The organism is Klebsiella sp. JN_Kp121, assembly GCF_040062145.1.
Taxonomy (GTDB): domain Bacteria; phylum Pseudomonadota; class Gammaproteobacteria; order Enterobacterales; family Enterobacteriaceae; genus Klebsiella; species Klebsiella aerogenes.
Genome location: NZ_JBEAHX010000006.1, coordinates 231,670 through 256,561, shown reverse-complemented (window position 1 = coordinate 256,561; position 24,892 = coordinate 231,670). Strand labels below are relative to the sequence as shown.

General features: G+C 54.6%; 30 protein-coding genes. 11 read left to right on the top strand and 19 right to left on the bottom strand.

What is annotated here, in order from left to right; translation table 11 throughout:
- Nucleotides 1-68 precede the first annotated feature (68 nt).
- Entirely contained in the window at nt 69-206 is a 138-nt protein-coding gene (locus tag ABLU86_RS11455) for a hypothetical protein (protein WP_306305877.1), read from the bottom strand.
- 81 nt (nt 207-287) lie between these two features.
- Between ABLU86_RS11455 and nadA the strand changes: the two genes are divergently transcribed.
- Together nadA and pnuC are read left to right on the top strand one after the other, a co-directional pair.
- Nucleotides 288-1,331, top strand: coding sequence for a quinolinate synthase NadA (gene nadA, locus ABLU86_RS11450; RefSeq protein ID WP_047080669.1), 1,044 nt, complete (start codon nt 288-290; stop codon nt 1,329-1,331).
- A 35-nt stretch (nt 1,332-1,366) separates the two neighbouring features.
- On the top strand, nt 1,367-2,086 hold the full coding sequence (gene pnuC / locus ABLU86_RS11445; RefSeq protein WP_015367656.1) for a nicotinamide riboside transporter PnuC: 720 nt from the start codon (nt 1,367-1,369) through the stop codon (nt 2,084-2,086).
- Here the strand turns inward: pnuC and zitB are convergent.
- Nucleotides 2,083-3,021, bottom strand: coding sequence for a CDF family zinc transporter ZitB (zitB, locus tag ABLU86_RS11440; RefSeq protein ID WP_015367655.1), 939 nt, complete (start codon nt 3,019-3,021; stop codon nt 2,083-2,085). The genes pnuC and zitB overlap by 4 nt on opposite strands.
- Before the next feature lie 114 nt (nt 3,022-3,135).
- Nucleotides 3,136-3,507, bottom strand: coding sequence for a YbgS-like family protein (locus ABLU86_RS11435; RefSeq protein ID WP_015367654.1), 372 nt, complete (start codon nt 3,505-3,507; stop codon nt 3,136-3,138).
- A gap of 315 nt (nt 3,508-3,822) precedes the next feature.
- Here ABLU86_RS11435 and aroG point away from each other — a divergent pair, with 315 nt between their 5' ends.
- A complete protein-coding gene (aroG, locus tag ABLU86_RS11430; protein ID WP_015367653.1) occupies nt 3,823-4,875 on the top strand; it encodes a 3-deoxy-7-phosphoheptulonate synthase AroG in 1,053 nt (350 codons plus the stop codon).
- Nucleotides 4,876-4,986: 111 nt separating this feature from the next.
- On the opposite strand, the gene gpmA is transcribed toward aroG, so the two are convergent.
- The 7 genes from gpmA to modE all read right to left on the bottom strand — a co-directional run bounded on the left by gpmA (nt 4,987) and on the right by modE (nt 12,794).
- Nucleotides 4,987-5,739, bottom strand: coding sequence for a 2,3-diphosphoglycerate-dependent phosphoglycerate mutase (gpmA, locus tag ABLU86_RS11425; protein WP_015367652.1), 753 nt, complete (start codon nt 5,737-5,739; stop codon nt 4,987-4,989).
- Nucleotides 5,740-5,973: 234 nt separating this feature from the next.
- A complete protein-coding gene (galM, locus tag ABLU86_RS11420) occupies nt 5,974-7,017 on the bottom strand; it encodes a galactose-1-epimerase (RefSeq protein WP_020079334.1) in 1,044 nt (347 codons plus the stop codon).
- Complete coding sequence (galK, locus tag ABLU86_RS11415; protein WP_015367650.1) at nt 7,011-8,159, bottom strand: galactokinase; 1,149 nt, start codon at nt 8,157-8,159, stop codon at nt 7,011-7,013. The genes galM and galK overlap by 7 nt, the downstream gene beginning before the upstream one ends.
- Nucleotides 8,159-9,208, bottom strand: coding sequence for a galactose-1-phosphate uridylyltransferase (gene galT / locus ABLU86_RS11410; RefSeq protein WP_015367649.1), 1,050 nt, complete (start codon nt 9,206-9,208; stop codon nt 8,159-8,161). The genes galK and galT overlap by 1 nt, the downstream gene beginning before the upstream one ends.
- A 31-nt stretch (nt 9,209-9,239) precedes the next feature.
- Nucleotides 9,240-10,256, bottom strand: coding sequence for a UDP-glucose 4-epimerase GalE (gene galE / locus ABLU86_RS11405; protein WP_015367648.1), 1,017 nt, complete (start codon nt 10,254-10,256; stop codon nt 9,240-9,242).
- Between the two features lie 206 nt (nt 10,257-10,462).
- Nucleotides 10,463-11,938 (bottom strand): molybdate ABC transporter ATP-binding protein ModF, encoded by a 1,476-nt coding sequence (modF, locus tag ABLU86_RS11400; RefSeq protein ID WP_015704776.1) that lies wholly within the window; start codon nt 11,936-11,938, stop codon nt 10,463-10,465.
- Between the two features lie 67 nt (nt 11,939-12,005).
- Nucleotides 12,006-12,794, bottom strand: a complete 789-nt coding sequence (gene modE / locus ABLU86_RS11395) for a molybdenum-dependent transcriptional regulator (protein WP_015704777.1) — start codon at nt 12,792-12,794, stop codon at nt 12,006-12,008.
- 153 nt (nt 12,795-12,947) lie between these two features.
- Between modE and ABLU86_RS11390 the strand changes: the two genes are divergently transcribed.
- The 4 genes from ABLU86_RS11390 to modC all read left to right on the top strand — a co-directional run bounded on the left by ABLU86_RS11390 (nt 12,948) and on the right by modC (nt 15,748).
- The gene (locus ABLU86_RS11390) at nt 12,948-13,097 is read left to right on the top strand and encodes an AcrZ family multidrug efflux pump-associated protein (RefSeq protein ID WP_015367645.1); all 150 of its coding nucleotides are present in this window, start codon (nt 12,948-12,950) and stop codon (nt 13,095-13,097) included.
- A gap of 127 nt (nt 13,098-13,224) precedes the next feature.
- A complete protein-coding gene (modA, locus tag ABLU86_RS11385; protein WP_015704779.1) occupies nt 13,225-14,001 on the top strand; it encodes a molybdate ABC transporter substrate-binding protein in 777 nt (258 codons plus the stop codon).
- Complete coding sequence (modB, locus tag ABLU86_RS11380) at nt 13,998-14,687, top strand: molybdate ABC transporter permease subunit (protein WP_015367643.1); 690 nt, start codon at nt 13,998-14,000, stop codon at nt 14,685-14,687. Before modA ends, modB begins: the two co-directional genes overlap by 4 nt.
- A 2-nt stretch (nt 14,688-14,689) precedes the next feature.
- Nucleotides 14,690-15,748, top strand: coding sequence for a molybdenum ABC transporter ATP-binding protein ModC (modC, locus tag ABLU86_RS11375; RefSeq protein ID WP_125991591.1), 1,059 nt, complete (start codon nt 14,690-14,692; stop codon nt 15,746-15,748).
- Here modC and ABLU86_RS11370 read toward each other — a convergent pair whose 3' ends face one another.
- Entirely contained in the window at nt 15,749-16,567 is an 819-nt protein-coding gene (locus ABLU86_RS11370) for a pyridoxal phosphatase (RefSeq protein ID WP_015704781.1), read from the bottom strand.
- Nucleotides 16,568-16,751: 184 nt separating this feature from the next.
- On the opposite strand from ABLU86_RS11370, the gene pgl reads away from it, so the two are divergent.
- The gene (gene pgl / locus ABLU86_RS11365) at nt 16,752-17,747 is read left to right on the top strand and encodes a 6-phosphogluconolactonase (protein ID WP_015367640.1); all 996 of its coding nucleotides are present in this window, start codon (nt 16,752-16,754) and stop codon (nt 17,745-17,747) included.
- A gap of 60 nt (nt 17,748-17,807) precedes the next feature.
- Here the strand turns inward: pgl and ABLU86_RS11360 are convergent, their stop codons facing one another.
- From ABLU86_RS11360 to ycgZ, 3 genes are all read right to left on the bottom strand, one after another.
- Nucleotides 17,808-18,074: a biofilm development regulator YmgB/AriR family protein gene (locus tag ABLU86_RS11360; protein WP_015367639.1), complete on the bottom strand. Its 267-nt coding sequence runs from the start codon at nt 18,072-18,074 to the stop codon at nt 17,808-17,810.
- Between the two features lie 47 nt (nt 18,075-18,121).
- Nucleotides 18,122-18,424: a hypothetical protein gene (locus ABLU86_RS11355; RefSeq protein ID WP_026612370.1), complete on the bottom strand. Its 303-nt coding sequence runs from the start codon at nt 18,422-18,424 to the stop codon at nt 18,122-18,124.
- A gap of 65 nt (nt 18,425-18,489) precedes the next feature.
- The gene (gene ycgZ / locus ABLU86_RS11350; protein WP_015367637.1) at nt 18,490-18,735 is read right to left on the bottom strand and encodes a regulatory protein YcgZ; all 246 of its coding nucleotides are present in this window, start codon (nt 18,733-18,735) and stop codon (nt 18,490-18,492) included.
- Between the two features lie 309 nt (nt 18,736-19,044).
- On the opposite strand from ycgZ, the gene ABLU86_RS11345 reads away from it, so the two are divergent.
- Nucleotides 19,045-20,256 carry a diguanylate phosphodiesterase gene (locus tag ABLU86_RS11345; protein WP_015704783.1) on the top strand — a complete coding sequence of 404 codons (1,212 nt, stop codon included), beginning with the start codon at nt 19,045-19,047 and terminating at the stop codon, nt 20,254-20,256.
- Between the two features lie 156 nt (nt 20,257-20,412).
- A complete protein-coding gene (locus ABLU86_RS11340) occupies nt 20,413-21,147 on the top strand; it encodes a MerR family transcriptional regulator (RefSeq protein WP_015704784.1) in 735 nt (244 codons plus the stop codon).
- Nucleotides 21,148-21,200: 53 nt separating this feature from the next.
- Here ABLU86_RS11340 and ABLU86_RS11335 read toward each other — a convergent pair whose 3' ends face one another.
- On the bottom strand, nt 21,201-21,755 hold the full coding sequence (locus ABLU86_RS11335) for a helix-turn-helix transcriptional regulator (RefSeq protein ID WP_015367634.1): 555 nt from the start codon (nt 21,753-21,755) through the stop codon (nt 21,201-21,203).
- 28 nt (nt 21,756-21,783) lie between these two features.
- Complete coding sequence (locus ABLU86_RS11330; protein ID WP_015367633.1) at nt 21,784-21,996, bottom strand: hypothetical protein; 213 nt, start codon at nt 21,994-21,996, stop codon at nt 21,784-21,786.
- A gap of 391 nt (nt 21,997-22,387) precedes the next feature.
- On the opposite strand from ABLU86_RS11330, the gene blc reads away from it, so the two are divergent.
- Nucleotides 22,388-22,921, top strand: coding sequence for an outer membrane lipoprotein Blc (gene blc, locus ABLU86_RS11325; protein WP_032714111.1), 534 nt, complete (start codon nt 22,388-22,390; stop codon nt 22,919-22,921).
- Here the strand turns inward: blc and ABLU86_RS11320 are convergent.
- From ABLU86_RS11320 to ABLU86_RS11310, 3 genes are read right to left on the bottom strand one after another with little or no spacing between them, the layout of a single operon-like run.
- The gene (locus ABLU86_RS11320; RefSeq protein WP_032714112.1) at nt 22,918-23,712 is read right to left on the bottom strand and encodes a membrane protein; all 795 of its coding nucleotides are present in this window, start codon (nt 23,710-23,712) and stop codon (nt 22,918-22,920) included. The genes blc and ABLU86_RS11320 overlap by 4 nt on opposite strands.
- Nucleotides 23,709-24,242, bottom strand: coding sequence for a sigma-70 family RNA polymerase sigma factor (locus ABLU86_RS11315; protein ID WP_047075772.1), 534 nt, complete (start codon nt 24,240-24,242; stop codon nt 23,709-23,711). Before ABLU86_RS11315 ends, ABLU86_RS11320 begins: the two co-directional genes overlap by 4 nt.
- 18 nt (nt 24,243-24,260) lie before the next feature.
- Complete coding sequence (locus ABLU86_RS11310; protein ID WP_042895640.1) at nt 24,261-24,800, bottom strand: tetratricopeptide repeat protein; 540 nt, start codon at nt 24,798-24,800, stop codon at nt 24,261-24,263.
- Nucleotides 24,801-24,892 lie beyond the last annotated feature (92 nt).

The following is a 24,892-nucleotide window of genomic DNA, read 5'->3' as shown; positions in this document are numbered from 1 at the left end:
CCTGCACGACCCACCAATGTAAAAAGGCGCCCTAAAGGCGCCTTTTTGCTATGCGTCATTCTCCACAATCATCTCCATGTTCGCACTACGCTTACCGTGACTCCATAGCGCACGAACCGGTAGCCCGGGAAGATGCGAGCATCGTCCCCGGGGAATACAAAATTCATCACGACATTTCGCTTGCGATCGGCTATCTTGTTTAGCATATAAAACATAGTGACCGTATTAAGGCGATACAAAGCGATATTTACGGTTTCAAAGTTAAGCCAGTAAAACGAGATTGCATGATGAGCGTAATGTTTGATCCTGAAACGGCGATTTATCCTTTCCCGCCAAAACCACAACCGTTGAACCGTGACGAAAAAGTGTTTTACCGCGAGAAAATTAAACGCCTGCTGCGTGAACGCGACGCCGTGATGGTGGCGCATTACTACACCGATCCTGAAATTCAGCAACTGGCCGAAGAGACCGGCGGCTGTATTGCCGACTCGCTGGAAATGGCGCGTTTTGGTGCGCGTCACCCGGCCTCCACGCTGCTGGTTGCCGGAGTGCGTTTTATGGGCGAAACGGCCAAAATTATTAGTCCGGAAAAGACCATTCTGATGCCGACGCTGAATGCGGAGTGTTCTCTGGATCTCGGCTGTCCCATTGATGACTTTAACGCGTTTTGCGATGCTCACCCGGATCGCACCGTGGTGGTCTATGCCAATACGTCAGCGGCGGTAAAAGCGCGCGCCGACTGGGTAGTGACTTCCAGCATCGCCGTGGAATTGATTGAACATCTCGATAGCCTCGGACAAAAGATACTTTGGGCGCCGGACCGCCACCTTGGCCGCTATGTACAGCGCCAGACCGGGGCCGACGTGCTGTGCTGGCAGGGCGCCTGCATCGTCCATGATGAATTTAAAACCCAGGCGCTGGCGCGCATGAAGGGGCTCTACCCCGACGCGGCGATCCTGGTGCATCCGGAATCACCGCAGGCGATTGTCGACATGGCGGATGCGGTAGGATCAACCAGCCAATTAATTGCTGCGGCGAAAAGCCTGCCGCAGCGCCAGCTTATCGTGGCCACCGATCGCGGGATCTTCTATAAAATGCAGCAGGCGGTACCGGAAAAAGAGCTGCTGGAAGCGCCTACGGCAGGTGAGGGCGCAACCTGTCGTAGCTGCGCCCATTGCCCCTGGATGGCGATGAACGGCCTGAAAGCGATAGCGGAAGGGTTAGAGCAGGGCGGCGTTGAACACGAAATTCACGTTGACGCCAAACTGCGTGCCGGGGCATTAATTCCGCTTAACCGTATGCTGGAATTTGCGGCTACACTACGGGGATAACTCATTACCGCGTCGCGTTACGCTTAGGGGATAAAATGGATTTTTTCAGTACGCAGAATATTTTAGTGCATATACCGATCGGCGCCGGCGGCTACGATCTGTCGTGGATTGAGGCGGTGGGGACCATCGCCGGCCTGTTGTGCATCTGGCTGGCGAGCCTGGAAAAGATCAGCAACTATGCCTTCGGCCTGGTGAACGTGACGCTTTTTGCGATCATCTTCTTCCAGATCCAGCTGTACGCCAGCCTGCTGCTGCAGCTGTTTTTCTTCGCGGCGAACGTTTACGGTTGGTACGCGTGGTCAAGGCAGACCAGCGATAACGAAGCGGAACTGAAAATTCGCTGGCTGCCGTTGCCAAAAGCGCTGGCCTGGCTGGCGGGCTGCGTAGTGGCTATCGGTCTGATGACGGTGTTTATTAACCCGGTGTTTGCCTTCCTGACCCGTATCGCCGTCAACCTGATGCAAATGCTCGGGCTGCAGGTGGCGATGCCGACGCTGGAACCCGATGCTTTCCCATTCTGGGATTCCTGCATGATGGTGCTGTCGATTGCCGCGATGGTATTGATGACCCGTAAATACGTTGAGAACTGGCTGCTGTGGGTGATCATCAACGTCATTAGCGTGGTGATATTCGCTCTACAGGGCGTGTATGCGATGTCGCTGGAATATTTGCTGCTGACGTTCATTGCCCTGAATGGCAGCCGGATGTGGATTAACAGCGCGCGTGAGCGGGGTTCTCACGCGCTTTCACGTTAATGGTGATGATGATGCTCATGTCCGGAATGCGCCAGATTCAGGTGGCATTCCGGGCCGCTGCAGGGACGGTACTCCATCTGTACCGTCACATGCTCAATTTCATATTTATGCTCAATAAAATGCTGGATGCTATCAAGTAGCGCATCGTGATCGTGCGGCGGTACGACCTGTACGTGCAGCGTCATCACCGGTTTTTCCCCTACCAGCCAGACGTGAACGTGGTGAACGTCGCGGACTTCAGGAATTGAGCGGCGTAGATCGCGGCCTAATGCTTCGACATCCAGCGAGCGCGGCGCGCCCTCCAACAACTCATTCATACTCTCCTGCAGCAGTCGCCAGGCGCTGCGCAGTACTAAACACGACACCAGCACCGAGAGGATCGGGTCAATCGGCGTCCAGCCGGTCATCAGAATGACGATAGCGGCCACGATGGCGCCGACGGAACCCAATAGATCTCCCAGCACATGCAGTGCCGCCGCGCGGACATTAAGATTACTTTCGGCGCTGCCGCGGTGCAGGATCCAGAAGGCGAGGATATTGGCCAGCAGTCCGGCGACGGCGATGACCATCATGGTTTTTCCCGCCACCGGCTGCGGATGGTTAAAACGCTGTACCGCTTCCCAGAAGATGAAAATGGTAATGACCACCAGGGCGATAGCGTTAACGAAGGCGGCGAGAGTGGTTAAACGCAACCAGCCAAAGGTGTGGCGGCTATTTGGCGGCCGGCTGGCGAAGCGCACCGCCAGCAGAGCGAACAAGAGGGCGGCGGAGTCGGTGAGCATATGTCCGGCATCGGCGAGCAGGGCCAGGGAACCGGAAATGACGCCGCCGATGGCCTCAATAATCATAAAACCGGCGGTTACGATAAAAGCCCAAAGCAGCCGGTTGGCGTTACTGTTTTCGCCAGCAGGGGTCGGTGAATGTGCATGCGCCATGATGTCATCCCTTAATAGTTATCATTATTACACTATGACATCTTACCGAAATTCAGCGAACAAAGGGATCAAGGTGAGCACTGCCACCTCGATCCCTTATCTCACCCGTTTCAATTACTGCGAGGTGCCATCCGTTTTGCTGGCATCGTTGTTCATGCCATTGCCGCTTTCCATTTTTTTATCCGTATCCGGACAGCGTCCATCTTTGCACATGCTGTTTTTATGGACCTCGTCGCTCGACATCCCGTCATGATTCATCGTCGAACCATCAGGATGAAGCATGGTGCCGCCGGAGTTAATTTTGTCGTTATCGACATTATTTGGCGCCACGTTTTCACGGGCATCGGGCGCAACCTGTCCGGCATCAGCGGCGGAATTGGCCTGACCGTTGTTCGATTGCGCGCCGCTATCGGCGGCCAGCGCGGCGCCGCTGGCTAAGCTTAAGGTGGCGGTGAGAAGTAGGGCTGTGAGTTTATTCATATTCATCGGATACTCCTGCTTAGTCGATTTGTTGGCTAAACGCGGCCAACAGAGATGTGCCAGGGATCTGCGGTGCTATGGTTTAACACTCCGCCTTAGCGTGAGGATTTAAAATATAATACTGAAAATAAACATTTAATTGGATGTTGCAGTTAAAAATTGTAGTTGGCTGGCAGGATTTCGCTACTTTATGGCGTATTTTTCCCTAATTCCAGGATTATTCCATCGTCAGTGTAAAATCACGTTTACACTTTTTGACCGAAGAGATAGATTGGAAGGATTGCATTTCATTGTATAAGTATGGCAACGCCTGGAAAGAAGATGAATTATCAGAACGACGATTTACGCATTAAAGAGATCAACGAATTATTACCTCCCGTTGCGCTCCTGGAAAAATTCCCCGCTACCGAAAATGCTGCTAATACCGTTGCACATGCTCGCAAAGCGATTCACAACATCCTCAAAGGCAACGACGATCGTCTGCTGGTGGTAATTGGTCCGTGCTCTATTCACGACCCTGCCGCGGCGAAAGAGTATGCCAGCCGTCTGCTGACACTGCGTGAAGCGCTTAAAGGCGAGCTGGAAATCGTTATGCGCGTCTATTTTGAAAAACCGCGCACCACCGTCGGTTGGAAAGGGCTAATTAACGATCCGCACATGGATAACAGCTTCCGCATTAACGACGGGCTGCGTATCGCGCGTAAGCTGCTGCTGGAAATCAACGACAGCGGTTTGCCAGCGGCGGGCGAGTTCCTTGACATGATCACCCCGCAATATGTGGCGGACCTGATGAGCTGGGGAGCAATCGGCGCGCGTACCACTGAATCCCAGGTGCATCGTGAACTCTCTTCCGGCCTCTCATGCCCGGTTGGCTTCAAAAATGGCACCGATGGCACCATCAAGGTCGCTATCGATGCGATCAACGCTGCTGGCGCGCCGCACTGTTTCTTATCGGTAACGAAGTGGGGCCATTCCGCTATTGTGAACACCAGCGGCAATAGCGATTGCCATATCATTCTGCGCGGCGGTAAAGAGCCGAACTATAGCGCTCAGCACGTTGCCGAAGTGAAAGTGGGTCTGGCAAAAGCCGGTCTGCCGGCGCAAATCATGATCGACTTCAGCCACGCTAACTCCAGCAAGCAGTTTAAAAAGCAGATGGAAGTCGGCGCCGATGTGTGCCAGCAGATTGCCGGCGGTGAAAACGCGATTATGGGCGTGATGATTGAAAGCCACCTGGTGGAAGGCAATCAGAGCCTGGAAAGCGGCGAACCGCTGACCTACGGCAAGAGCGTAACCGACGCCTGCATCGGCTGGGAAGATACCGAGACCATCCTGCGCCAGCTGGCGGATGCGGTTAAAGCGCGCCGCGGCTAGCCTGTACTTTGCCATTGTTGGCTGCGTTCGCGTTAGGCCTGCAATGGCTAAAAATAAAAAAGCGTGGGAAATCCCACGCTTTTTTTATGGCTGAAATTATTCAGTCGCTTATTACTTCGCTTTACCCTGGTTAGCGACAGCCGCGGCCTTCGCAGCGATTTCGTCAGCATTGCCCAGGTAGTAGTGTTTGATCGGCTTGAAGTTTTCATCGAACTCATACACCAGCGGTACGCCGGTCGGGATGTTCAGTTCGAGGATCTCGTCTTCGCCCATGTTGTCGAGGTATTTCACCAGCGCACGCAGGGAGTTACCGTGAGCGGCGATAATGACGCGCTCGCCGCTTTTCAGGCGCGGCAGAATGGTTTCGTTCCAGTAAGGTACGACACGGTCAATGGTCAGCGCCAGGCTCTCGGTGGTCGGCAGTTCCGCATCGGTCAGCTTCGCGTAACGCGGATCGTGGCCCGGATAACGTTCGTCATCTTTGGTCAGTTCCGGCGGGGTGACGGCAAAGCCGCGACGCCACTGTTTAACCTGCTCGTCGCCATACTTCTCAGCGGTTTCGGCTTTGTTCAGGCCCTGCAGCGCGCCGTAGTGACGTTCGTTCAGTTTCCAGGATTTCTCAACCGGCAGCCAGGCCTGATCCAGTTCGTCCAGCACGTTCCACAGGGTGTGGATGGCACGTTTCAGCACGGAGGTATAAGCAAAATCAAAGCTGAAGCCTTCTTCCTTCAGCAGTTTACCCGCCGCTTTCGCTTCGCTAACGCCTTTTTCAGACAGGTCAACGTCGTACCAACCGGTGAAACGGTTTTCGTTGTTCCATTGGCTCTCGCCGTGACGAACTAGTACCAGCTTAGTTACAGCCATTCTCTTACTCCTCCTACACGCAACCCGACTACTGTGGTGTATGTGTTTATTGATTGATAACTATTCTCATTATATTGCCGTGATTTGCCTCACGGCAATGCTTATCCCTAACCATAGCGAAAATAGTGACGCAGTGTAAGATGCTTGTAAAACACCGGTTAGTTTTTTGTCTTTTAGCGGTGCAAATTACAGCAAAAAGGCGAAAAAAAACCCTCCGTAGGGAGGGTTATGACGTTATCCGGCGATAAACTGATATTCCGTCAGGCTAACGTATTCGGCGCCGGGCCGTAATACGCAATCTGGCTGCGGCCAGTGCGGATGATTGGGGGAGTCCGGCAGGAACTCGCTTTCCAGCGCCAGCCCTTGCCAGTCGCCGTAAGGTTGACTGCCGCGCGATGGCGTGCCGCCGAGATAGTTACCGGAATAAAACTGCAGCGCCGGGGCCGAGGTGTACACCGTCAGCTGTAGCTTTTCATCCTGCGACCAGACATGCGCCGCCGGCTGGTGGGCGTCGCCTTTGGCCTGCAGCAGAAAGGCGTGATCGTAACCTTTCACTTTTTGCTGGTCAGCATCGGCAAGAAACTCTCCAGCAAGCACCTTCGGCGCGCGGAAATCAAAGCTGGTGTACTCCACGTCGCGTAAATCGCCATACGGAATACCGTCGCTCTCCACCGGCAGATACTGGTCGGCCAGGATCTGCAGGCGGTGGTGGCGCACGTCGCCCTGCGCGCCGTCGAGGTTAAAATAGACATGGTTAGTCATATTGACCGGGCAGGGCTTATCAACGGTAGCGCGATACTCAATGGCGATACGATTATCGTCAGTCAGGCGATAGCGCGCGGTTGCCTGAAGATGACCCGGGAAGCCCTGATCGCCATCGGCGGAGTCGAGCGCAAACAGCACCTGGCGGTCGTCGTGGCTGACAATTTGCCAGCGACGTTTGTCGAAGCCGTCCGGCCCGCCGTGGAGCTGGTGGCCGGCCTCGTTCGACGGGGTTAAGTTCACGATTTCGCCATCGAGCGTGAAGCGGCTATTGGCGATACGGTTAGCGTAGCGGCCGACGGACGCACCCAGAAATGCCGCCTGCTGGCGATATTGCTGCGGCGTGGCGCAGCCAAGCAACGCTTCGCGCAGGCTGCCATCGGCAAGAGGCACTTGCGCGGAGAGTAGCGTCGCGCCCCAATCCATCACCGTTACGGTCATCCCGGCGTTATTACGTAGCGTTATCACGTTCCACGGCTGTCCGTCGGGCGCGAGTTCGCGAGTTGGCGTTAGCATTGGCCGGCTCCCTGGGATGGTTTGCAGACGTAAAAAGTCTCTTTAATGCCGGTTTTCGCTTCATACTGAGCGGCTACCGCCTGCTGTACTTTTTCAACCAGTGCTTCCGGTATCAGGGCAACGATGCAGCCGCCAAAGCCGCCGCCGGTCATACGCACGCCGCCCTGGTCGCCGATAACCGCTTTGACAATCTCAACCAGCGTATCAATTTGCGGTACGGTGATTTCAAAATCATCGCGCATGGAGGCGTGAGACTCTGCCATCAGTTGGCCCATGCGCTGCAGGTCGCCGTTTGCCAGCGCGCTCGCCGCTTCGACGGTACGGGCGTTTTCGGTTAACACATGGCGCACGCGTTTTGCCACAATCGGGTCCAGCTCGTGGGCCACGGCATTAAATTGCGCAAGCTCAACGTCACGCAGAGCGGGCTGCTGGAAGAAACGCGCGCCGGTTTCACACTGTTCGCGGCGGGTGTTGTATTCGCTGCCGACCAGCGTGCGTTTAAAGTTGCTGTTGATAATCACCACCGCGACGCCTTTCGGCATTGACACCGCTTTGGTGCCAAGGGTGCGGCAGTCAATCAGCAGCGCATGATCTTTTTTACCCAGCGCCGAAATAAGCTGGTCCATAATGCCGCAATTACAGCCGACGAACTGGTTTTCCGCTTCCTGGCCGTTAAGGGCGATTTGCGCGCCGTCGAGCGGCAGATGATATAGCTGCTGGAACACGGTGCCGACGGCGACTTCCAGCGAAGCCGAGGAGCTTAAACCCGCGCCCTGCGGTACGTTGCCGCTGATGACCAGATCGGCGCCGCCGAAGTGGTTATTGCGCTTCTGCAGGTGTTTGACCACGCCGCGTACGTAGTTTGACCACTGTTGGGTATCGTGGCTAACGATAGGCGCATCGAGGGAAAACTCGTCGCGCTGATTATCGTAATCGGCGGCAATGACCCGCACGATACGGTCGGAACGCGGCGCGCAGCTGACAACGGTTTGATAGTCAATGGCGCACGGCAGCACGAAACCATCGTTGTAATCGGTATGTTCGCCAATCAGGTTGACGCGGCCCGGCGCCTGAATGACGTGACTGGCAGGGTAGCCAAACTGTTCAGCAAACAGCGCCTGGGTGTTCTCTTTCAGACTCATTATTCAACTCCTGATTCACGAAAATGGATATCGCTAACGGCACGTAACTTTTCGGCGGCTTGCTCCGCCGTGAGATCGCGCTGGGTTTCGGCTAGCATTTCGTAGCCGACCATAAATTTGCGCACCGTGGCGGAGCGCAACAGCGGCGGGTAAAAGTGAGCGTGCAGCTGCCAGTGTTGATTATCTTCATTATTAAACGGCGCGCCGTGCCAGCCCATGGAGTAGGGGAAGGAGGTCTGGAACAGGTTGTCGTAACGGCTGGTCAGCTTTTTCAGCGCCAGCGCCAGGTCGTGGCGCTGGGCTGCGGTTAAATCGGTCAGACGCTGGATGTGCGTTTTTGGCAGCAGCAGCGTCTCAAATGGCCAGGCCGCCCAATACGGGACCACGGCCAGCCAGTGTTCGGTTTCTACAACGGTACGGCTGCCGTCGGCCAGTTCGCGTTGCACATAATCCACCAGCATCGGTGAACCCTGCTCAGCGAAATATTTCTTTTGCAGACGGTCTTCACGTTCCGCCTCATTGGGCAGGAAACTGTTGGCCCATACCTGGCCGTGAGGATGCGGGTTGGAGCAGCCCATCGCCGCGCCTTTATTTTCGAAGACCTGGACCCAGGGATAACTTTTCCCAAGGTCCGCGGTCTGCTCTTGCCACGTTTTAACCACGCCTTCCAGTGCTTCAATGCTCAGTTCCGGCAGCGTTTTGCTGTGGTCTGGCGAGAAGCAGATAACCCGACTGGTGCCGCGGGCGCTTTGGCAGCGCATCAGCGGATCGTCGCTCTCCGGAGCGTCCGGCGTATCGGTCATCAATGCGGCAAAGTCGTTGGTAAACACGTAGGTGCCGGTGTAATTCGGGTTAGTGTCGCCGGTGACGCGGGTATTGCCCGGGCACAAGAAACAATCCGCATCGTGCGCGGGCAACGTTTGTTTTGCCGGCGTCTCCTGCGCCCCTTGCCAGGGGCGCTTGGCGCGATGCGGTGAAACCAGAATCCACTGCCCGGTTAACGGGTTATAACGACGGTGCGGATGGTCGACGGGGTTAAATTGCGTCATGGTATTTCCTTAGAGCCTTACCTTTAGGCTATTAGTCCGGATAACCCTGCGGATGACGGGACTGCCAGTGCCAGGTGTCCTGCGCCATTTCGTCAAGGTTGCGCGTCACGCGCCAGTTCAGCTCGCGGTCGGCTTTGGCGGCATCAGCCCAGTAGGCCGGGAGATCGCCATCGCGGCGCGGCGCGAAGTGATAATTAATCGGTTTACCGCAGGCTTTGCTGAAGGCGTTGACCACGTCCAGCACGCTGCTGCCGACGCCTGCGCCGAGGTTGTAGATATGTACGCCAGCTTTGTTCGCCAGTTTTTCCATGGCGGCGACGTGACCGTCGGCGAGGTCCATCACGTGGATGTAGTCGCGCACGCCGGTGCCGTCTTCGGTCGGATAGTCGTTACCGAATACCGCCAGTGATTCGCGACGGCCAACGGCAACCTGCGCGATATACGGCATCAGGTTGTTTGGAATGCCCTGCGGATCTTCGCCCATATCGCCTGATGGATGCGCGCCGACCGGGTTGAAGTAGCGCAGCAGCGCGATGCTCCAGTCTGGCTGGGCTTTCTGCAGGTCGGCGAGGATCTGCTCAACCATCAGTTTGCTTTTACCGTAGGGGCTTTGCGGGGTACCGGTCGGGAAGCTTTCAACATAAGGGATCTTCGGCTGGTCGCCGTAGACGGTCGCGGAGGAGCTGAAAATAAAGTTTTTAACGCCGGCTGCGCGCATAGCGGAAACTAATTTAAGTGTACCGGTGACGTTATTGTCGTAATATTCCAGCGGCTTGGCGACGGACTCGCCGACGGCTTTCAGGCCGGCAAAATGGATCACGGCTTCGATAGCGTGATCGTGCAGAATTTCCGTCATCAGCGCTTCATTACGAATATCGCCTTCGACAAAGGTGGCTTTCTTGCCGCCGAGACGTTCAATGACCGGCAATACGCTGCGTTTACTGTTGCAGAGATTGTCGAGAATAATCACATCATGTCCCTGCAGCAGCAGCTGTACGCAAGTATGACTTCCAATGTAACCGCTACCACCTGTGACCAGTACTTTCATGATTCGCTCCAATAGGCTTATCGTGTGAGAAGAAGATAGCATACCAAAGAAGGGAAAAGTGTGACACAGGCCAAAATGGTGGAATCGTTTACACTTGATGTGATATTAAGACTGATTTTAGTTAATTCTTTATAAAACAGATAATTGTGGTGATTATTGGTTATTTCTCTGAAAAAATACAGGGATCCGCAGACCCCTGTATAGCGCTATTCTGCCAGCGGACCGAGGCGGTAAGTGTAACCGTCTCCACTGCGAATGAACTCCAGACGGTGGGTAATGCAGTCAGGGGCATCTTCGGCATGATGCGATACAAACAGCAGCTGCGTGGCCCCTTCGCCAATTAAAACATCAACAAAACGACGTACCAGTTGACGATTCAGCGGATCCAGTCCCTGTAACGGTTCATCGAGTATCAGCAGGGTCGGGTGTTTGACCAGCGCGCGAACGATCAGCGCCAACCGCTGCTGCCCCCACGACAGACTATGGAACGGCGCGTCGGCGGTGCGTTTATCAATGCCGAGAATATCCAGCCAGCGCTGGACCAGCTTGTGCTGCTTATCAGAGACCGCCTGATAAATGCCTATCGAATCAAAGTAGCCGGAAAGGATCACGTTACGCACGTTAGTGCTGACGCGGTATTCCAGATGCAGGCTGCTGCTGACATAGCCAATATGTTTTTTGATATCCCAAATAGTCTCACCGCTACCGCGACGGCGGCCGAATAGCGTCAGGTCGTTGCTGTAACCCTGTGGATGGTCGCCGGTGATCAGGCTCAGCAATGTGGATTTGCCCGCGCCGTTGGGGCCGACAATCTGCCAGTGTTCGCCGGGGTTCACCGTCCAGCTTAGCTGGTTAATGATCGCTTTATCGTTATACGACACCGTGCCGTCGTTAAGGACGATAAGCGGAGCGTTCGCCGCTAAGTCGTGCCGGGCGGCGGGGGCATCCGGTTCTGGTAGCGTCATACCGGCAAGTTTTTCGCTATGCGCCAGTTGGGCAACCAGCGCCTGTTGTAATAACGCCTGTTTCTCGCCGGTTTCGCTCAGCGTGCAATCCGCCAGCACCCCGGCATATTCAATGAATTCCGGGATCTCATCGAAGCGGTTGAGTACCAGTACCAGGGTGATGCCTGCCTGATGCAGGCTGGCCAGCAGGTCGGCCAACTGTTGGCGCGAAGCGACGTCCAGGCCATCAAACGGCTCGTCGAGAATCAGCAGGTCTGGGTCGCTCATCAGCGCCTGGCAGAGGAGCGTTTTGCGGGTTTCGCCCGTCGACAGATATTTAAAGCGCCGCGTCAGCAGGTGGCTAATACCAAACTGCTCCGCCAGCCGGGTACAGCGTTCCGGGTCGCGTCTTTCATCTTCGATGATTTCCGCGGTGGTGCGACCGGTATCTTCTTCGCCGGGACTGAGCATATCGGTGTTGTTACGTTGCCACTCGTCGCTGACCAGTTTCTGCAGCTGTTCGAAGGAGAGGCGAGTGATACGCTGAAATGCGCTTTCGCGCTGCCCGTTTAACAGAGTCAGTTCACCGGCCAGCGCTCTGGCCAGCGCCGATTTACCGCTACCGTTACTGCCGACGAAAGCCCAGCTTTCGCCAGCGCGTAGCGTGAGGCGATCGATATGTAAGGTTTTTATATCGCTAAGGCGAAACGTACCTTGCGAAATTTGCAATGATGACATTGTGTATCCCACTTTTTGCAGCGTTGTGCTTCAGGGATACGTCTTCACGGCAATAAAGTCAATGCCATTAGCATAAGGTTGCCAGAATGATGCGATCGGCATTGAAGTAAGCGATCGCCTGCGCGCCTTCCTGCAAACCGTCGGTTTGCGCCGTTGACAGCGTGGCGCACAGGTTTTGCCCATCCGGCAACGCCATGATGACTTCGCACCGATCCGGCCCGCGTTCAATGTGGCTGATGCGCCCGGTAAGCTGGTTGTCCGCCTGCTGCGCCACGGCGTGGTCAAGCGTGATGCCGACCCACGGCGCTTTCAGCAACACCAGCACTTCCTGGCCTTCAGTGAGCCCGAGGCGGTCGGCGCTTTGAGCGGTAATGGCGACTTTAAAACGGGTCTGGCCGTCCGCCAGCAGCACGTCGACATGTTGCTGTACCTGCTGGTGGTCGCGACCGGTGATGGTGCCGAACCACTGGTTGCGGGCGCTGGTTTGTAACGAGAAGCGGGAAATCGCCGCCAGCAAGCTGTCGAGGGGCAGGGCGTCATCGTCGCTTAGTACGTCGAAGGCTTTTTGTTGAATCTGCGCCAACAGATCGTATAACTGAATCAACCGCTGTCCATAGCGGGTCAGCACCGCGCCGCCGCCGCCTTTACCGCCGGTGGCGCGGTCGACCAGCGACTGTTCGCTAAGCTGGTTCATTTCGTTGATCGCATCCCATGCGCTTTTATAGCTGATACCGGCATTCTTCGCCCCCTGGCTAATAGAACCGGTCAGGTCAATCTGCTTGAGTAAGGCGATCCGGCGGGGATCGGCGAACAGGCGCTGCTGAAGCTTAAGCGTAAGTAGGATTTCGGCCTGCATAATCAATTCCTGACGTAAAAAGCATATTGTGAACGATAGCGCCCATCTTGCAACAGGCATCTGCCGCGGCGGCGGCGAGGCACCGCACAAATGGGGCGTGTTTTTCCGGCTGAAATGGTTACAATGAAGTATTCGTACTATCTGGAGCCAACCATGTTAGAGCTGTTGAAAAGTCTGGTATTTGCTGTCGTCATGGTACCTGTGGTGATGGCGGTCATCCTCGGTCTGATTTACGGTCTCGGCGAAGTGTTCAACATTTTCTCCGGCGTCGGTCATAAAGACAGCAGCCAGCAAAATCACTGATTCCTCAACGCCCGGCTCGCCGGGCGTTTTCTTTTGTACCTATCCTGATTATCCCTAAATCGCGCTGGGAAATCCTGAGCATAGTCGTTATATTATTCGCTACATAACGAACACACAGGAGTTTCCAATGGCAGGTCAATGGTCGCGTTTTCTGACCGGAGCGGCTTTAACGCTCTGCGTTTCTGGTCATGCGCTGGCGCAGGACGGCAAAGTTACCGTCTTTGCCGCGGCGTCGTTAACCAACGCTATGCAGGATATTGCGCAAGCCTATAAAAAAGAGCACCGCGTTGAAGTGGTCTCTTCCTTTGCTTCTTCCTCCACGCTGGCGCGGCAGATTGAAGCCGGCGCCCCCGCCGATCTGTTTATTTCTGCGGACCAGAAATGGATGGACTATGCCGTAGACAAAAAATCAATCGATACGGCAACCCGCACCACGCTGCTGGGCAATAGCCTGGTGGTGGTCGCGCCGAAAGCCAGCGATCGCAGCGATATCACCATTAATGATAAAACCGACTGGGCCAGCCTGCTGCAAGGCGGGCGTCTGGCGGTCGGCGATCCGGATCACGTACCGGCGGGGATCTACGCGAAAGAAGCGCTGCAGAAACTGGGGGCCTGGGAGACGCTGTCGCCGAAGCTCGCGCCGGCAGAAGACGTGCGCGGTGCGCTGGCGCTGGTGGAGCGCAACGAAGCGCCGCTGGGCATCGTCTACGGCTCTGATGCCGTCGCCAGCAAGGGGGTCAAAGTGGTGGGCACCTTCCCGGAGGATTCGCACAAAAAAGTCGAGTATCCGCTGGCTATCGTTGATGGGCATAAAAATGCTACCGTAACCGCGTTTTATGACTACCTCAAAGGCCCGGAAGCCTCGGCTATCTTTAAACGTTACGGATTCACCACACAGCAATGATTTTAAGCGATCCCGAATGGCAGGCGGTACTGCTGAGCCTGAAAGTTTCATCCCTGGCGGTGGTTTGCAGCTTACCTTTTGGGATCTTTTTCGCCTGGCTGCTGGTGCGCCGCCATTTTCCCGGCAAAGCGTTACTCGATAGCATTATACATTTACCGCTGGTGCTGCCGCCGGTGGTGGTCGGCTATCTGTTGCTGATTTCCATGGGGCGACGCGGCTTTATCGGCAGTTGGTTATACGACTGGTTTGGTCTGACCTTCGCCTTCAGCTGGCGGGGGGCGGTGCTGGCGGCGGCGGTGATGTCATTTCCGCTGATGGTGCGGGCGATACGCCTCGCGCTTGAAGGGGTGGACGTGAAGCTTGAACAGGCGGCGCGCACCCTGGGGGCTAATCGCTGGCGGGTATTTTTCACCATCACGCTGCCGTTGACCCTGCCGGGCATTATTGTCGGTACGGTGCTGGCTTTCGCCCGTTCGCTGGGAGAGTTTGGCGCGACGATCACCTTTGTCTCAAACATTCCTGGCGAAACGCGCACCATTCCTTCCGCGATGTATACCCTGATTCAAACGCCCGGCAGCGAAGGCGCCGCCGCGCGGTTATGCATCATCTCTATTGTTCTGGCGCTGGTATCGTTGCTGGTGTCTGAATGGCTGGCGCGCCTTAGCCGTAAGCGGATGGGAAAATAACTATGCTGGAGCTCGATTTTAGCCAGACGTTGGGCAACCACTGCCTCGAAGTGCATGAAACCCTGCCCGCCAGCGGCATTACCGCTATTTTCGGCGTCTCAGGCGCGGGGAAAACCTCGTTGATTAATGCTATCAGCGGGCTGACGCAGCCGCAGCAGGGGCGCATTGTGCTCAATGGCCGGGTACTCAATGACGCGCGACAGCGTATCTGCCTGGCGCCGGAGAAGCGGCGTATCGGTTATGTGTTTCAGGACGCGCGGCTGTTTCCGCACTATAAAGTGCGCGGTAACCTGAAATATGGGATGGCCAAAAGCATGGCCGCGCAATTTGACAAGCTGGTGGCGTTATTGGGCATTGAGCACCTGCTCGAACGGCTGCCCGGTAGTTTGTCCGGCGGGGAAAAACAGCGGGTGGCGATTGGCCGCGCCCTGTTGACCGCGCCGGAATTGCTGCTGCTGGATGAGCCGCTGGCCTCGCTGGATATTCCGCGAAAGCGCGAATTACTCCCCTATTTACAGCGGCTGGCGCGCGAGATCCATATCCCGATGCTGTATGTCAGCCACTCGCTGGATGAAATTCAGCACCTGGCCGATAACGTGCTGGTGCTGGAAGCGGGAAAAGTGAAGGCGTTTGGCGATCTCGAAACGGTGTGGAGCAGCAGCGTGATGCATCCGTGGCTGCCGCAGGAGCAGCAGAGCACGATTCTTAACGTCTCGGTGATCGCGCAGCATCCGCAATATGCAATGACTGCGCTGGCGCTGGGCGATCAGCAACTATGGGTTAATCAGCTGGCGCGGGAGCCGGGCGAAGCGGCGCGTGTTCGTATTCAGGCGTCGGATGTGTCGCTGGTGCTGGAGCACCCGCGACAGACCAGTATCCGTAATATCCTGCGCGCGCAGGTCGTTGGCTGCGTGGAAACCAACGGCCAGATCGAGGTACAGCTTACGGTCAGCGGCAAAACGCTATGGGCGCGAATTAGCCCATGGGCGCGGGATGACCTGGGCATCACCCCAGGTCAGTGGCTGTATGCGCAAATTAAGAGCGTATCGATCGCGGCCTGATTACAGCAGGTTACGATTGATAAAGTCGGCGATGCTGGTGGTTTCGTTTTCGCCGATCACCACGTTGGCCCGTGCTTTGACTTCCTCAACCGCGTTACCCATCGCCACGCCGGTCCCGGCGGCTTCCAGCATGCTGAGGTCGTTGTAGTTATCGCCAAAAGCGATGACGTCCTGCATGGATAATCCTTGCGCGGCGACCCACTGCGCCAGGCGTTTGCCTTTGCTGTTGCCGGCGCGGGCGATATCCACCTGATCGTGCCACGACCATTCGCATTCCAGGCCCAGATTCTGGCCGACGGTCTGCGCGAATGCCTGCAGTTTCGGGATATTTTCATCGGTGAGGGCGAATTTCCATACCGCTTGTACTTCACGCGCCGCCTGCGCCAGAGAATCCACCTGGGTGAAAACCGGGCGCTGTTCAACCGGTAGCGACTGCGCCCAGTTAGTGGTGCGGATTACATGGCCGGTCGGACGTTCATAAAGCATGGCGTCATCGACGTACATCAGACCGTGAATATCGTGTTCGGCGAGCAGGCTGGTGAGGCTGAGGGCCTTATCCACCGGCATCGGATCGGCTTCGAGAACCTTTTTTGCATGATAATCATACAAATAGGTACCATTACAACAAATTGCAGGTGTATCGAGAGCCAGTGCCTGATAAAAAGGATGGATAGCGACGTGATGTCGGCCGGTTACGACGATCACCTGATATCCAGCCTCCCGGGCGCGAGCCAGCGCATCGAGCGACGCCGGAAGAATCGTTTTTTTCGAGGTCAGTAGGGTGCCGTCTAAATCGAGGGCGATCACGCGTGAGGTCATGTGTTGGTTCCGGTAAATGGTGAAAAAGGGTCTGCCATGATGGTACACGGCTTCGTCTCAGGGGCAAATTTTTCAGCATCTACCGTTAAAAGCGTCTATACCATTCATCGTTGCGCCGCGCGCCGGATGAAATGTATAACGATGTCCACGAGCAGTTTCACGAGCAGTGAGGAAAGGAGTAGTCATGAAACAAACCGTATATACCGCCAGCCCGGAGAGCCATCAGATTCACGTCTGGAGCCTCAATGCTGAGGGAAATCTGACATTGGTTCAGGTTGTTGATGCCCCGGGCCAGGTGCAGCCGATGGTGGTAAGCCCGAACAAAGAGTATCTCTATGTCGGCGTGCGTCCGGAGTTTCGCGTCCTGGCTTACCGCATTGCGCCAGATAATGGCGCGCTGACTTTCGCCGGCGAAGCCGCGCTGCCGGGTAGCCCGACGCATATCTCCACCGACCATCAGGGCCGTTTTGTTTTCAGCGCTTCCTACAATCAGGGCTGCGTGAGCGTGACGCCATTGATTGACGGCCTGCCGGGCGAAACGGTCACCGTCGTCGAGGGGCTGGAGGGCTGCCACTCGGCCAATATTTCACCGGACAACCGCACGCTATGGGTACCGGCGCTGAAGCAGGATCGTATTTGCCTGTTTAATCTGAGCGATGACGGCTATCTGGCCGCGCAGGAGCCGGCGGAAGTTACTACCGTGGAAGGCGCCGGTCCGCGGCATATGGTGTTCCATCCGAACCAGCAGTATGGCTACTGTGTGAATGAACTGAACAGCTCCGTTGACGTGTGGGAGCTTAAAGATCCGCACGGGAAAATTGAGTGCGTACAGACGCTGGATATGATGCCGCCAGATTTTACCGGCGTGCGTTGGGCTGCGGATATCCATATTACGCCGGATGGCCGTCATCTTTATGCCTGCGATCGTACCGCCAGCATTATCACCATCTTTAGCGTTTCTGAAGACGGTAGCGTACTGTCTATTGAAGGCTACCAGCCGACCGAAGCGCAGCCGCGCGGCTTTAATCTCGATCATAGCGGTAAGTATTTGATTGCCGCGGGGCAGAAATCGCATCATATCGCAGTATATGAAATTGCCGGCGAGCAGGGGCTGTTAAAAGAGAAAGGGCGTTATGCTGTTGGTCAGGGCCCTATGTGGGTAGTGGTTAACGCGCATTAATTTGCTATTGATAGAAAAAAACCTCGCGTCGGCGAGGTTTTTTTATTCGGACTGACAGCTTTAAATATCATCCATCGTATAGCCGACGACAATTTCCAGCGTCTTGCGAATCACATCCGCGGTAACCACGTTATCGGTGGTTTCCAGCGCATTGATCAACCATAAAATAAGCGCCTTATTGCTCAGATGCCCATCTGAGCTGAGGATACTGTCGATTGCCAGCGACATTACCGCAGATTCATCGACTAATTTATCTCCGGCGCTGCGGAAATATTCTGAGAGCGCTGTATCCTGCAGTCCTGCGTAAATATCTGATTGCTGATGCATAGTCTGTCTCATCATATTCTCACTTGTTTAGTAAACTTGTTCGGGGATCAGTGTATTTTTTTGCCCGTCGGTTCGACGTTACTATCCACAACAACGGCTCTGTTTTCCCACTGGCCGTTAATCTTTTTAATGACCGGCGCGTGATTACCGCGCGTCGTGAGTCTGACGCTAATTTCATCGATAACGGCAATAATTGCATTCCTTCGCTGGCGGTTCGTTTCCGCTGCCTGCATTAACCGAAGTTTGACTAGCAGCGTCGGAATATTAATTGGCCGGTTTGTTTTAAGAAGAGATAAAACTGCTTCGCCAATAATCTCATCGCTAACCCGATCTGATTGACTGCTTTTCATCATCGTCCCTCTGCATGCCAGGTTGTTCCTGTAGGCCTGGTCAGGTGCAGGCCGACAGTCAGCGTTTACTCCTGACGCTCAAACAGCAGGCCAATCAACGTTTGATAATGATTTTCTTCTTCCGGGGCTCGTGCGACGTCAAGACGGCTCAGTAACTTGGTGCAAAGCGCTTTGCGGTTTAAATGCCGCCCTTCGGTGAGAATGTCCATCACGATTTCGCCCAGCGTCTCCTGCTGAGAAGGTAACGATGCTTTGTTGAAATACTGGGCTATCGCGTTCGCTGTATCTGGAATGTAACCATTCTGCTGCATATACGCTCCTTTAATTTCACTCATCTGTTAACTGTGAGTAAACTTATACAATAACTTGTAACTTGTACATAGCGTATTGCGCAATAAATCGTGCCTGGAGTATAGTTGATTGAAAATTATTGATAAATTTGTTGTTTTTTTATTTTGTGTAAAATTGCAATGAGGGTTTTAAGCGTGACGGATTGTACAAGATTATGTGGCCTGGCGGCGTTGTGTGTTCAATTTTTGTTAATATAAATACTTGTTTCGCAAGACGTATCGAACAGTAACTGCTACTGTGAATGCTTATACCTCTCATCTGGAACCGCTATGCTCACCACCATCATTTATCGCAGCCATATCTGCGACGATGTCTCCTTCAAATCGCTCGAGTCGATGGTTGCTGCGGCTAACGAGAGAAATGGTCAGGCGGATGTCACCGGTATTTTACTTTTTAACGGTACGCATTTTTTCCAACTCATTGAGGGACCGGAAGAAAACGTACAGCAAATCTATCGACATATTTGCGCCGACCCGCGTCATTACAATCTGGTGGAGCTTCTGTGCGATTACGCGCCGGCTCGCCGCTTTGGTAAGGTCGGCATGGAGCTGTTTGATTTAAGGGAACACGATCGCGACGCGGTACTACAGAACGTGCTGGATAAGGGGACGACAAAATATCAGCTGACTTACGACGACCGGGCGCTGCATTTTTTCCGTACCTTTGTCGAAGCGACGGAAAAAGAGAATTATTATGAAATTCCGTCAGCTGATAGCTGGGATTTTACTGCTGATGAGAGCTCGTTTTATCCGGCCGTACCTTGTATCGACGGCGCTGAATCATGCTGTTTTGCTTTTCAGCCGGTGGTTGACCCCTTTGCCTGCGAAATAATCTCCTGGGAAGCGCTGCTGCGTACCGTTGACGGAGAACCGCCCGCAGCCTATTTTGCCGGTTTGTCAGGCGATGAGATTTACGTCGCGGATCTGCAAAGTAAACGGGTTGCGCTGGCCATTGCCGGTAAGTTAGGCCTGCGTGAACGTACGCTGACCATAAATCTACTGCCGATGACGCTGGTGAAAGTGGCGGATGCGGTGCCATTCCTGCTAACGGAAATTCAGCGCAACGATTTGATTCCGGAACAAATTATTGTTGAATTCACCGAGCGTGAAGTGATTTCGCGAATGGATGAGTTTACCGATGCCGTACGCAAATTGAAGGGGGCGGGAATACGCGTCGCTATCGATCACTTTGGCGCCGGTTTTGCCGGGCTATCGCTGCTGGCGCAATATCAACCGGATCGAATTAAAATTGACCAACAGCTGATCCGCAACATCCATCGTGACGGGCCGCGTCAGGCTATCGTGCAGGCGATTATTAAATGCTGCCACTCGCTGGAAATTGCCGTATCGGTGGTTGGCGTTGAGCAGGCGGAGGAGTGGATGTGGCTGGAGGCGGCGGGTATTTCTCATTTCCAGGGAAATCTGTTTGCCAGCCCGCGACTGGGCGGTCTGCCGGCTATCGCCTGGCCGGGGAAAATATGATCCCTCCTGGGATAGCGTAAACATACTTTCATCCTTTTTCCCGCACGCTGTGAGCTGCAACCTGATATCTTTATCTGTACAAGAAAAGAGAGTTGTACAGTATGCCTAAATTCGTTAGTTTAGGCGCTAAAGTATCAGGTTGAGATAAGGCGGCTTATGGCTTTTTACAGTATCGGTGAAGTAGCCGAGCGTTGCGGAATCAATCCGGTCACCCTTCGAGCCTGGCAGCGGCGTTACGGTTTGCTGAAACCGCAGCGTAGCGAAGGCGGGCACCGTCAGTTTGATGAAGAAGATATTCAGCGAATCGAAGAAATTAAGCGCTGGATAGAACGTGGCGTTTCAGTGGGCAAGGTTAAAGCGCTGCTGGAAGGCCAGCTACCTGCCGCCCGTGACGAATCCGCACAGTTGCAGGAAGAGATGATGAGTATCCTGCGCTATATGCAGCCGGCAAAAATCCGCGCCAAAATCACCGCATTAAGCCATCAGCATCCCGTCGACACCCTGCTTGATAGCCTGTTCGCGCCGGTGCGCCAGCGGCTGAAGCTCGATCAAAACACTTCAATGGTCATCAGCAGCATGTTGGATGGCATATTGATTGATTGCGTGGCGCTGTTTTTAGCGGAATCGCGTAAAAAAAATGGCAAGGAGACGCTGCTGGTGGGGTGGGGGAATGAAGACCGCACCGGCCTATGGCTGGAAGCCTGGCGTCTTTCGCAACGCGGTTGGCATGTTAACGTGCTGGCGGAACCGTTAGAATCTCCCCGCCCGGAGCTGTTTCCTGGACAACATATTTTCGTCTGGACCGGGCGCCCCGCCTCGCCGCTGCAACTGGAGCTGCTGGGCCACTGGCAGGAACAGGGCTTTAGTATTCACTTCCACGGTAACGAATAAAAAAACCTGCCTTGCAAGTGAGGCAGGTTGCTGTTTGCTTACGTCGCGCGTGCTCACAGATGGATTTGACTCCAGGACTTAAATGTTTCGCTACGGCTGATATTAAAGAAATCGGTCCTGCCGCTGCAGCCCAGTTTTTTTATCAAATTCAAACGGATTTGATAAATTGTCTTAATATGCAAGTTTAGCGAGCGACCAATACTGGCAATGGCTTCGCCATTACTGATGAGCTGAATGACCTTCTTTTCTCGCTCGGTAAACTGTATCAGTTCGCCAGGCGAAGTATGCGATTTATAATAACGGGTCGGTTGATTGAGAAATGTTTTTAATTCAGCAGGGGTCGATCTGGCGGGGATGCGTAACATTGGCAGTTCGCTAAGGAAATTAAGATCGTTGCCTTCGGTTAATAAAATAAAAATCGTTTCCCGACGATTGTATTTGTGTTGCAACACCGAGAAATAGCTATCGCTGGTAAAGAAAACATGCTTTTTGCGAAAGCAACTTTCTGGCAGCGTGCGCAGAATAAGGCTGATACCACTCATCAGAAAGTGGTTGTCAATCCACAGGTCATAGCGTTCGGAACAAATGTGCGTGTGTTTACTGAACATTTTGGTCTCCACGAAGCGGATGGACGAATTAATGACGAATACCACAGCGCAGAATATCCAGCGCCTGTAAATAGATATCAGCAAGTATTTCATTACTTTCTATTTGTAACCGTTGATTAATCTCACTAATTAATTGAAGATCGTCAACGGTTTTATTTTCCTGTAATAAGCTATTTTCTATGTTTTTCAGCAATGCGCAGTTAGCTATAAACTGCACAGGGATCGTATTTTTGATATGCATAAGCCTGAATCTCCCACGCGATAAATAAAAGCCGCTGGCGTAAACGATTTGCACATCGTTTACGCCAAAACATTGCGGACAGGCAACGGTAAAACAGGAACCACCTCAAAATAACCGCGGCGTTGGCGCAAAGTGCTGACCCGAGCGCGCGCGTAAAATCGAGCTACCCGTCAACTATAGACGCTCAGAGGAAAGTTGTACAAATTTCTATGGAATAATTTGTACAAATTAGCGGTTAGTGAATGTGTTTTTAATTATGTTATTGATATATATGTTTTTTATTATCATGTTTCTTGTACAGATAAGGCGGTAAATCTCTCTGAAAAACGACGAATGCTCTCTGCGCGGGGTTATACTTGTCTGCCAGGAAAGAGAAAAAGGAGGATATGCGATGAAACTATGGCCAATTCTGACCGGGGTTGCGGTATCGCTGGTGTTGGTCGCCTGTAAAACCCCAACGCCACCTCAAGGGGTAAAACCGATAAACCATTTTGACGCCAGCCGTTATCTGGGGCGCTGGTATGAAGTCGCGCGTCTGGAAAACCGTTTTGAACGAGGTCTGGAGCAGGTGACGGCAACCTACAGTATGCGTGACGACGGCGGCATTCGCGTACTCAATCGAGGATTTGACCCGCGCAACAAACGCTGGCGCGAGAGCGAGGGCAAAGCCTATTTTACCGGCGCTTCCACCACGGCAGCGCTGAAAGTCTCTTTCTTCGGCCCCTTCTATGGCGGGTATAACGTGATCGCGCTCGACGAGGACTACCAGTACGCGCTGGTAAGCGGTCCAAACCGCGACTATTTATGGCTGCTTTCGCGCACCCCGGATATTCCGTCCCACATTCGACAGCAGTACCTTGCCCTGGCCGCTGAGCTCGGTTTTGCGGTTAACAAACTGGTGTGGGTGCCGCAGGCGAAGGCTTAAACTATCGCCTGCCGCAGGGTGTGCGCCGCATCGTTGAGCACGGGCGCCGGCATACGGCCGATCAGCGCAAACTGGTAGCCGCCGTGGCGCCACCAGCGCAGGTTCATGCCCTGACGCTGCTCATTTTGCGGCGGTGAGGCGGATTGCCGGGCGGCGGGTGAAATACAAAGCGCGACCGGGCCGTAACCGGTATGCAGCCAGAGGATTTGCGTGATCGAGGTACTTTCGTAGCGCAGCATACGGACCATTTTCAGCTCCGCCTCAGGCAAGGCGAGCTGGCGTCGTTCTAGCAACAGTCCTGTATCCTGCGCCGAACGATGCAGGCCACGGTCGAGCATCGCGGGTGAATTATCAACATCGGCCACGGTTTCCGCGCTATATAGCGACATGTACTGGGCTTCAAGACGGCGAATATTCTCGTCATCGTCTTCCTGCGGCTCAGGCCGCCAGAAATAACTTGCTGCGCTACCGATAACCAACAGGCCCAATGAGGCGGCAATCAGCGCGCGACGGCTGAAGCGCGCCTGATTTTGCGCTTTACTTTTCGGCCCGGTGAGGTAGGGCGCCAGTTTCGCCTGCATCCGCGCCACGGGCGCTTCATCAATCAGGGCGGCGAAAGCATGTTGATAAGGCTGATGATTATTCATTAACCTGGCGGTGCGGCTGGCGAGCTGCGGGTCGCGGGCAAAGGTTTCGCTAAAACGGCGGGCGTCCTCCGCGCACATTTCGCCATCAAGCCAGGCGACAATGGCCTCGTCCTGCCAGGGTGGGGAAAAGCGAATAGGGTTCATGAGCGTTTCTCCTGCGCCGGGGGCGAAATCGCCGGCGTTTTGGCCAGTGTTTCCCGCGCGGCGGCCAGCCGACTCATAATGGTGCCAATAGGTACCGATAGCGTCTCGGCGGCTTCCTGATAACTAAACCCCTCGACATACACCAAAAAGACGGCATTACGCTGCGCCTCGGGCAGTTGATTAACCCGCAGCATAAGTTGCCGATAGCGCCACCGCGTATCGTCCTGTTCGCCCGGCTCGGGGGCGGCCAGCTCCTCACACTCGACAAACCCCTGGCCGAGGCGAACCTGGCGGGCGCGCAGCTCTGAAATCCAGATTGAGTGCAAAATGGCGAATAGCCACCTGTCGATGCGGGTGCCGGGGGTAAACTGCGCGCTCTTTTCGAGCGCGCGAAGGCAGGTGGCCTGCACCAGCTCCTCGGCGACGTCGCGGTTGTGCGAGAGTACGAGGCCGTAGCGCCACAGGCGAGAAAGATGGGCGGCAAGTTGGCTATCAACGATACGGTTAGCGATGTTCTTATCCTTATTGATTCTGGCGAATCACGACTATCAGGATTCCGGATGTCCGTTTATTGCCGACTGAAGATCGCGGTACTCTTCGCAGCTTTGGCCGCAAATGCCGGCGATGGCCGCCAGCTGCTGTTTGGCCAAATCGGGGCGTCCTTTGACCATCCACGCCTCGCCAAGGTATTCGCGGGCTTTAGCGTAGTCCGGTTTCAGCGCCAGCGCCCGCTGATAATAGCCAATTCCTTCATCGGTTCTGCCGAGCTTACGGGTGGCGTAGCCGCGATAGTTCCACGCCTCAGGCGTATTGGCGTTGTGCAGCGTATCCAGCAGGTTAAGTGCGGCCTGATATTCGCCTTTTTTCGCCAGATGCCAGGCATAATTGGTTTTATCCTCATCGCTAAGGCTACTGGTTTTCTGCGGGACGCATTTTTGGCTCACGCTGTCGTAGGCCTGACCGCTCGGGCAATCCGGGGTTTGTTTGCCCGGGCTGTTATCGCCCATGGCCAACGCCGCCGGGGTATATAACAAAAATAGCAGCGCCGGAACGACTAAGCGCCTGATGGGAGAAATTCGTGCGTTCATGGTGGCCTCCAGGTGAGTGAGAGACGCGATAAAGCATCGCGTTGTCGGTACTGAAGAGTAAACGCGCGAGCGGGAGGATTTATTCGCCGTTG

Bases quoted from the DNA above. Each gene is read 5' to 3' on its own strand.
- pnuC (WP_015367656.1), top strand. From the start codon at position 1,367: ATGGATTTTTTCAGTACGCAGAATATTTTAGTGCATATACCGATCGGC.
- ABLU86_RS11330 (WP_015367633.1), bottom strand. From the start codon at position 21,996: ATGCATATCAAAAATACGATCCCTGTGCAGTTTATAGCTAACTGCGCA.
- ABLU86_RS11335 (WP_015367634.1), bottom strand. From the start codon at position 21,755: ATGTTCAGTAAACACACGCACATTTGTTCCGAACGCTATGACCTGTGG.
- galE (WP_015367648.1), bottom strand. From the start codon at position 10,256: ATGAAAGTACTGGTCACAGGTGGTAGCGGTTACATTGGAAGTCATACT.
- blc (WP_032714111.1), top strand. From the start codon at position 22,388: ATGAAACTATGGCCAATTCTGACCGGGGTTGCGGTATCGCTGGTGTTG.
- modB (WP_015367643.1), top strand. From the start codon at position 13,998: ATGATTTTAAGCGATCCCGAATGGCAGGCGGTACTGCTGAGCCTGAAA.
- modA (WP_015704779.1), top strand. From the start codon at position 13,225: ATGGCAGGTCAATGGTCGCGTTTTCTGACCGGAGCGGCTTTAACGCTC.
- aroG (WP_015367653.1), top strand. From the start codon at position 3,823: ATGAATTATCAGAACGACGATTTACGCATTAAAGAGATCAACGAATTA.
- modC (WP_125991591.1), top strand. From the start codon at position 14,690: ATGCTGGAGCTCGATTTTAGCCAGACGTTGGGCAACCACTGCCTCGAA.
- galM (WP_020079334.1), bottom strand. From the start codon at position 7,017: ATGCTAACGCCAACTCGCGAACTCGCGCCCGACGGACAGCCGTGGAAC.
- ABLU86_RS11390 (WP_015367645.1), top strand. From the start codon at position 12,948: ATGTTAGAGCTGTTGAAAAGTCTGGTATTTGCTGTCGTCATGGTACCT.
- ycgZ (WP_015367637.1), bottom strand. From the start codon at position 18,735: ATGCAGCAGAATGGTTACATTCCAGATACAGCGAACGCGATAGCCCAG.
- ABLU86_RS11320 (WP_032714112.1), bottom strand. From the start codon at position 23,712: ATGAACCCTATTCGCTTTTCCCCACCCTGGCAGGACGAGGCCATTGTC.
- galT (WP_015367649.1), bottom strand. From the start codon at position 9,208: ATGACGCAATTTAACCCCGTCGACCATCCGCACCGTCGTTATAACCCG.
- pgl (WP_015367640.1), top strand. From the start codon at position 16,752: ATGAAACAAACCGTATATACCGCCAGCCCGGAGAGCCATCAGATTCAC.
- ABLU86_RS11455 (WP_306305877.1), bottom strand. From the start codon at position 206: ATGCTAAACAAGATAGCCGATCGCAAGCGAAATGTCGTGATGAATTTT.
- ABLU86_RS11345 (WP_015704783.1), top strand. From the start codon at position 19,045: ATGCTCACCACCATCATTTATCGCAGCCATATCTGCGACGATGTCTCC.
- ABLU86_RS11310 (WP_042895640.1), bottom strand. From the start codon at position 24,800: ATGAACGCACGAATTTCTCCCATCAGGCGCTTAGTCGTTCCGGCGCTG.
- ABLU86_RS11355 (WP_026612370.1), bottom strand. From the start codon at position 18,424: ATGAAAAGCAGTCAATCAGATCGGGTTAGCGATGAGATTATTGGCGAA.
- modF (WP_015704776.1), bottom strand. From the start codon at position 11,938: ATGTCATCATTGCAAATTTCGCAAGGTACGTTTCGCCTTAGCGATATA.
- zitB (WP_015367655.1), bottom strand. From the start codon at position 3,021: ATGGCGCATGCACATTCACCGACCCCTGCTGGCGAAAACAGTAACGCC.
- ABLU86_RS11370 (WP_015704781.1), bottom strand. From the start codon at position 16,567: ATGACCTCACGCGTGATCGCCCTCGATTTAGACGGCACCCTACTGACC.
- gpmA (WP_015367652.1), bottom strand. From the start codon at position 5,739: ATGGCTGTAACTAAGCTGGTACTAGTTCGTCACGGCGAGAGCCAATGG.
- ABLU86_RS11340 (WP_015704784.1), top strand. From the start codon at position 20,413: ATGGCTTTTTACAGTATCGGTGAAGTAGCCGAGCGTTGCGGAATCAAT.
- ABLU86_RS11435 (WP_015367654.1), bottom strand. From the start codon at position 3,507: ATGAATATGAATAAACTCACAGCCCTACTTCTCACCGCCACCTTAAGC.
- nadA (WP_047080669.1), top strand. From the start codon at position 288: ATGAGCGTAATGTTTGATCCTGAAACGGCGATTTATCCTTTCCCGCCA.
- modE (WP_015704777.1), bottom strand. From the start codon at position 12,794: ATGCAGGCCGAAATCCTACTTACGCTTAAGCTTCAGCAGCGCCTGTTC.
- ABLU86_RS11360 (WP_015367639.1), bottom strand. From the start codon at position 18,074: ATGCATCAGCAATCAGATATTTACGCAGGACTGCAGGATACAGCGCTC.
- galK (WP_015367650.1), bottom strand. From the start codon at position 8,159: ATGAGTCTGAAAGAGAACACCCAGGCGCTGTTTGCTGAACAGTTTGGC.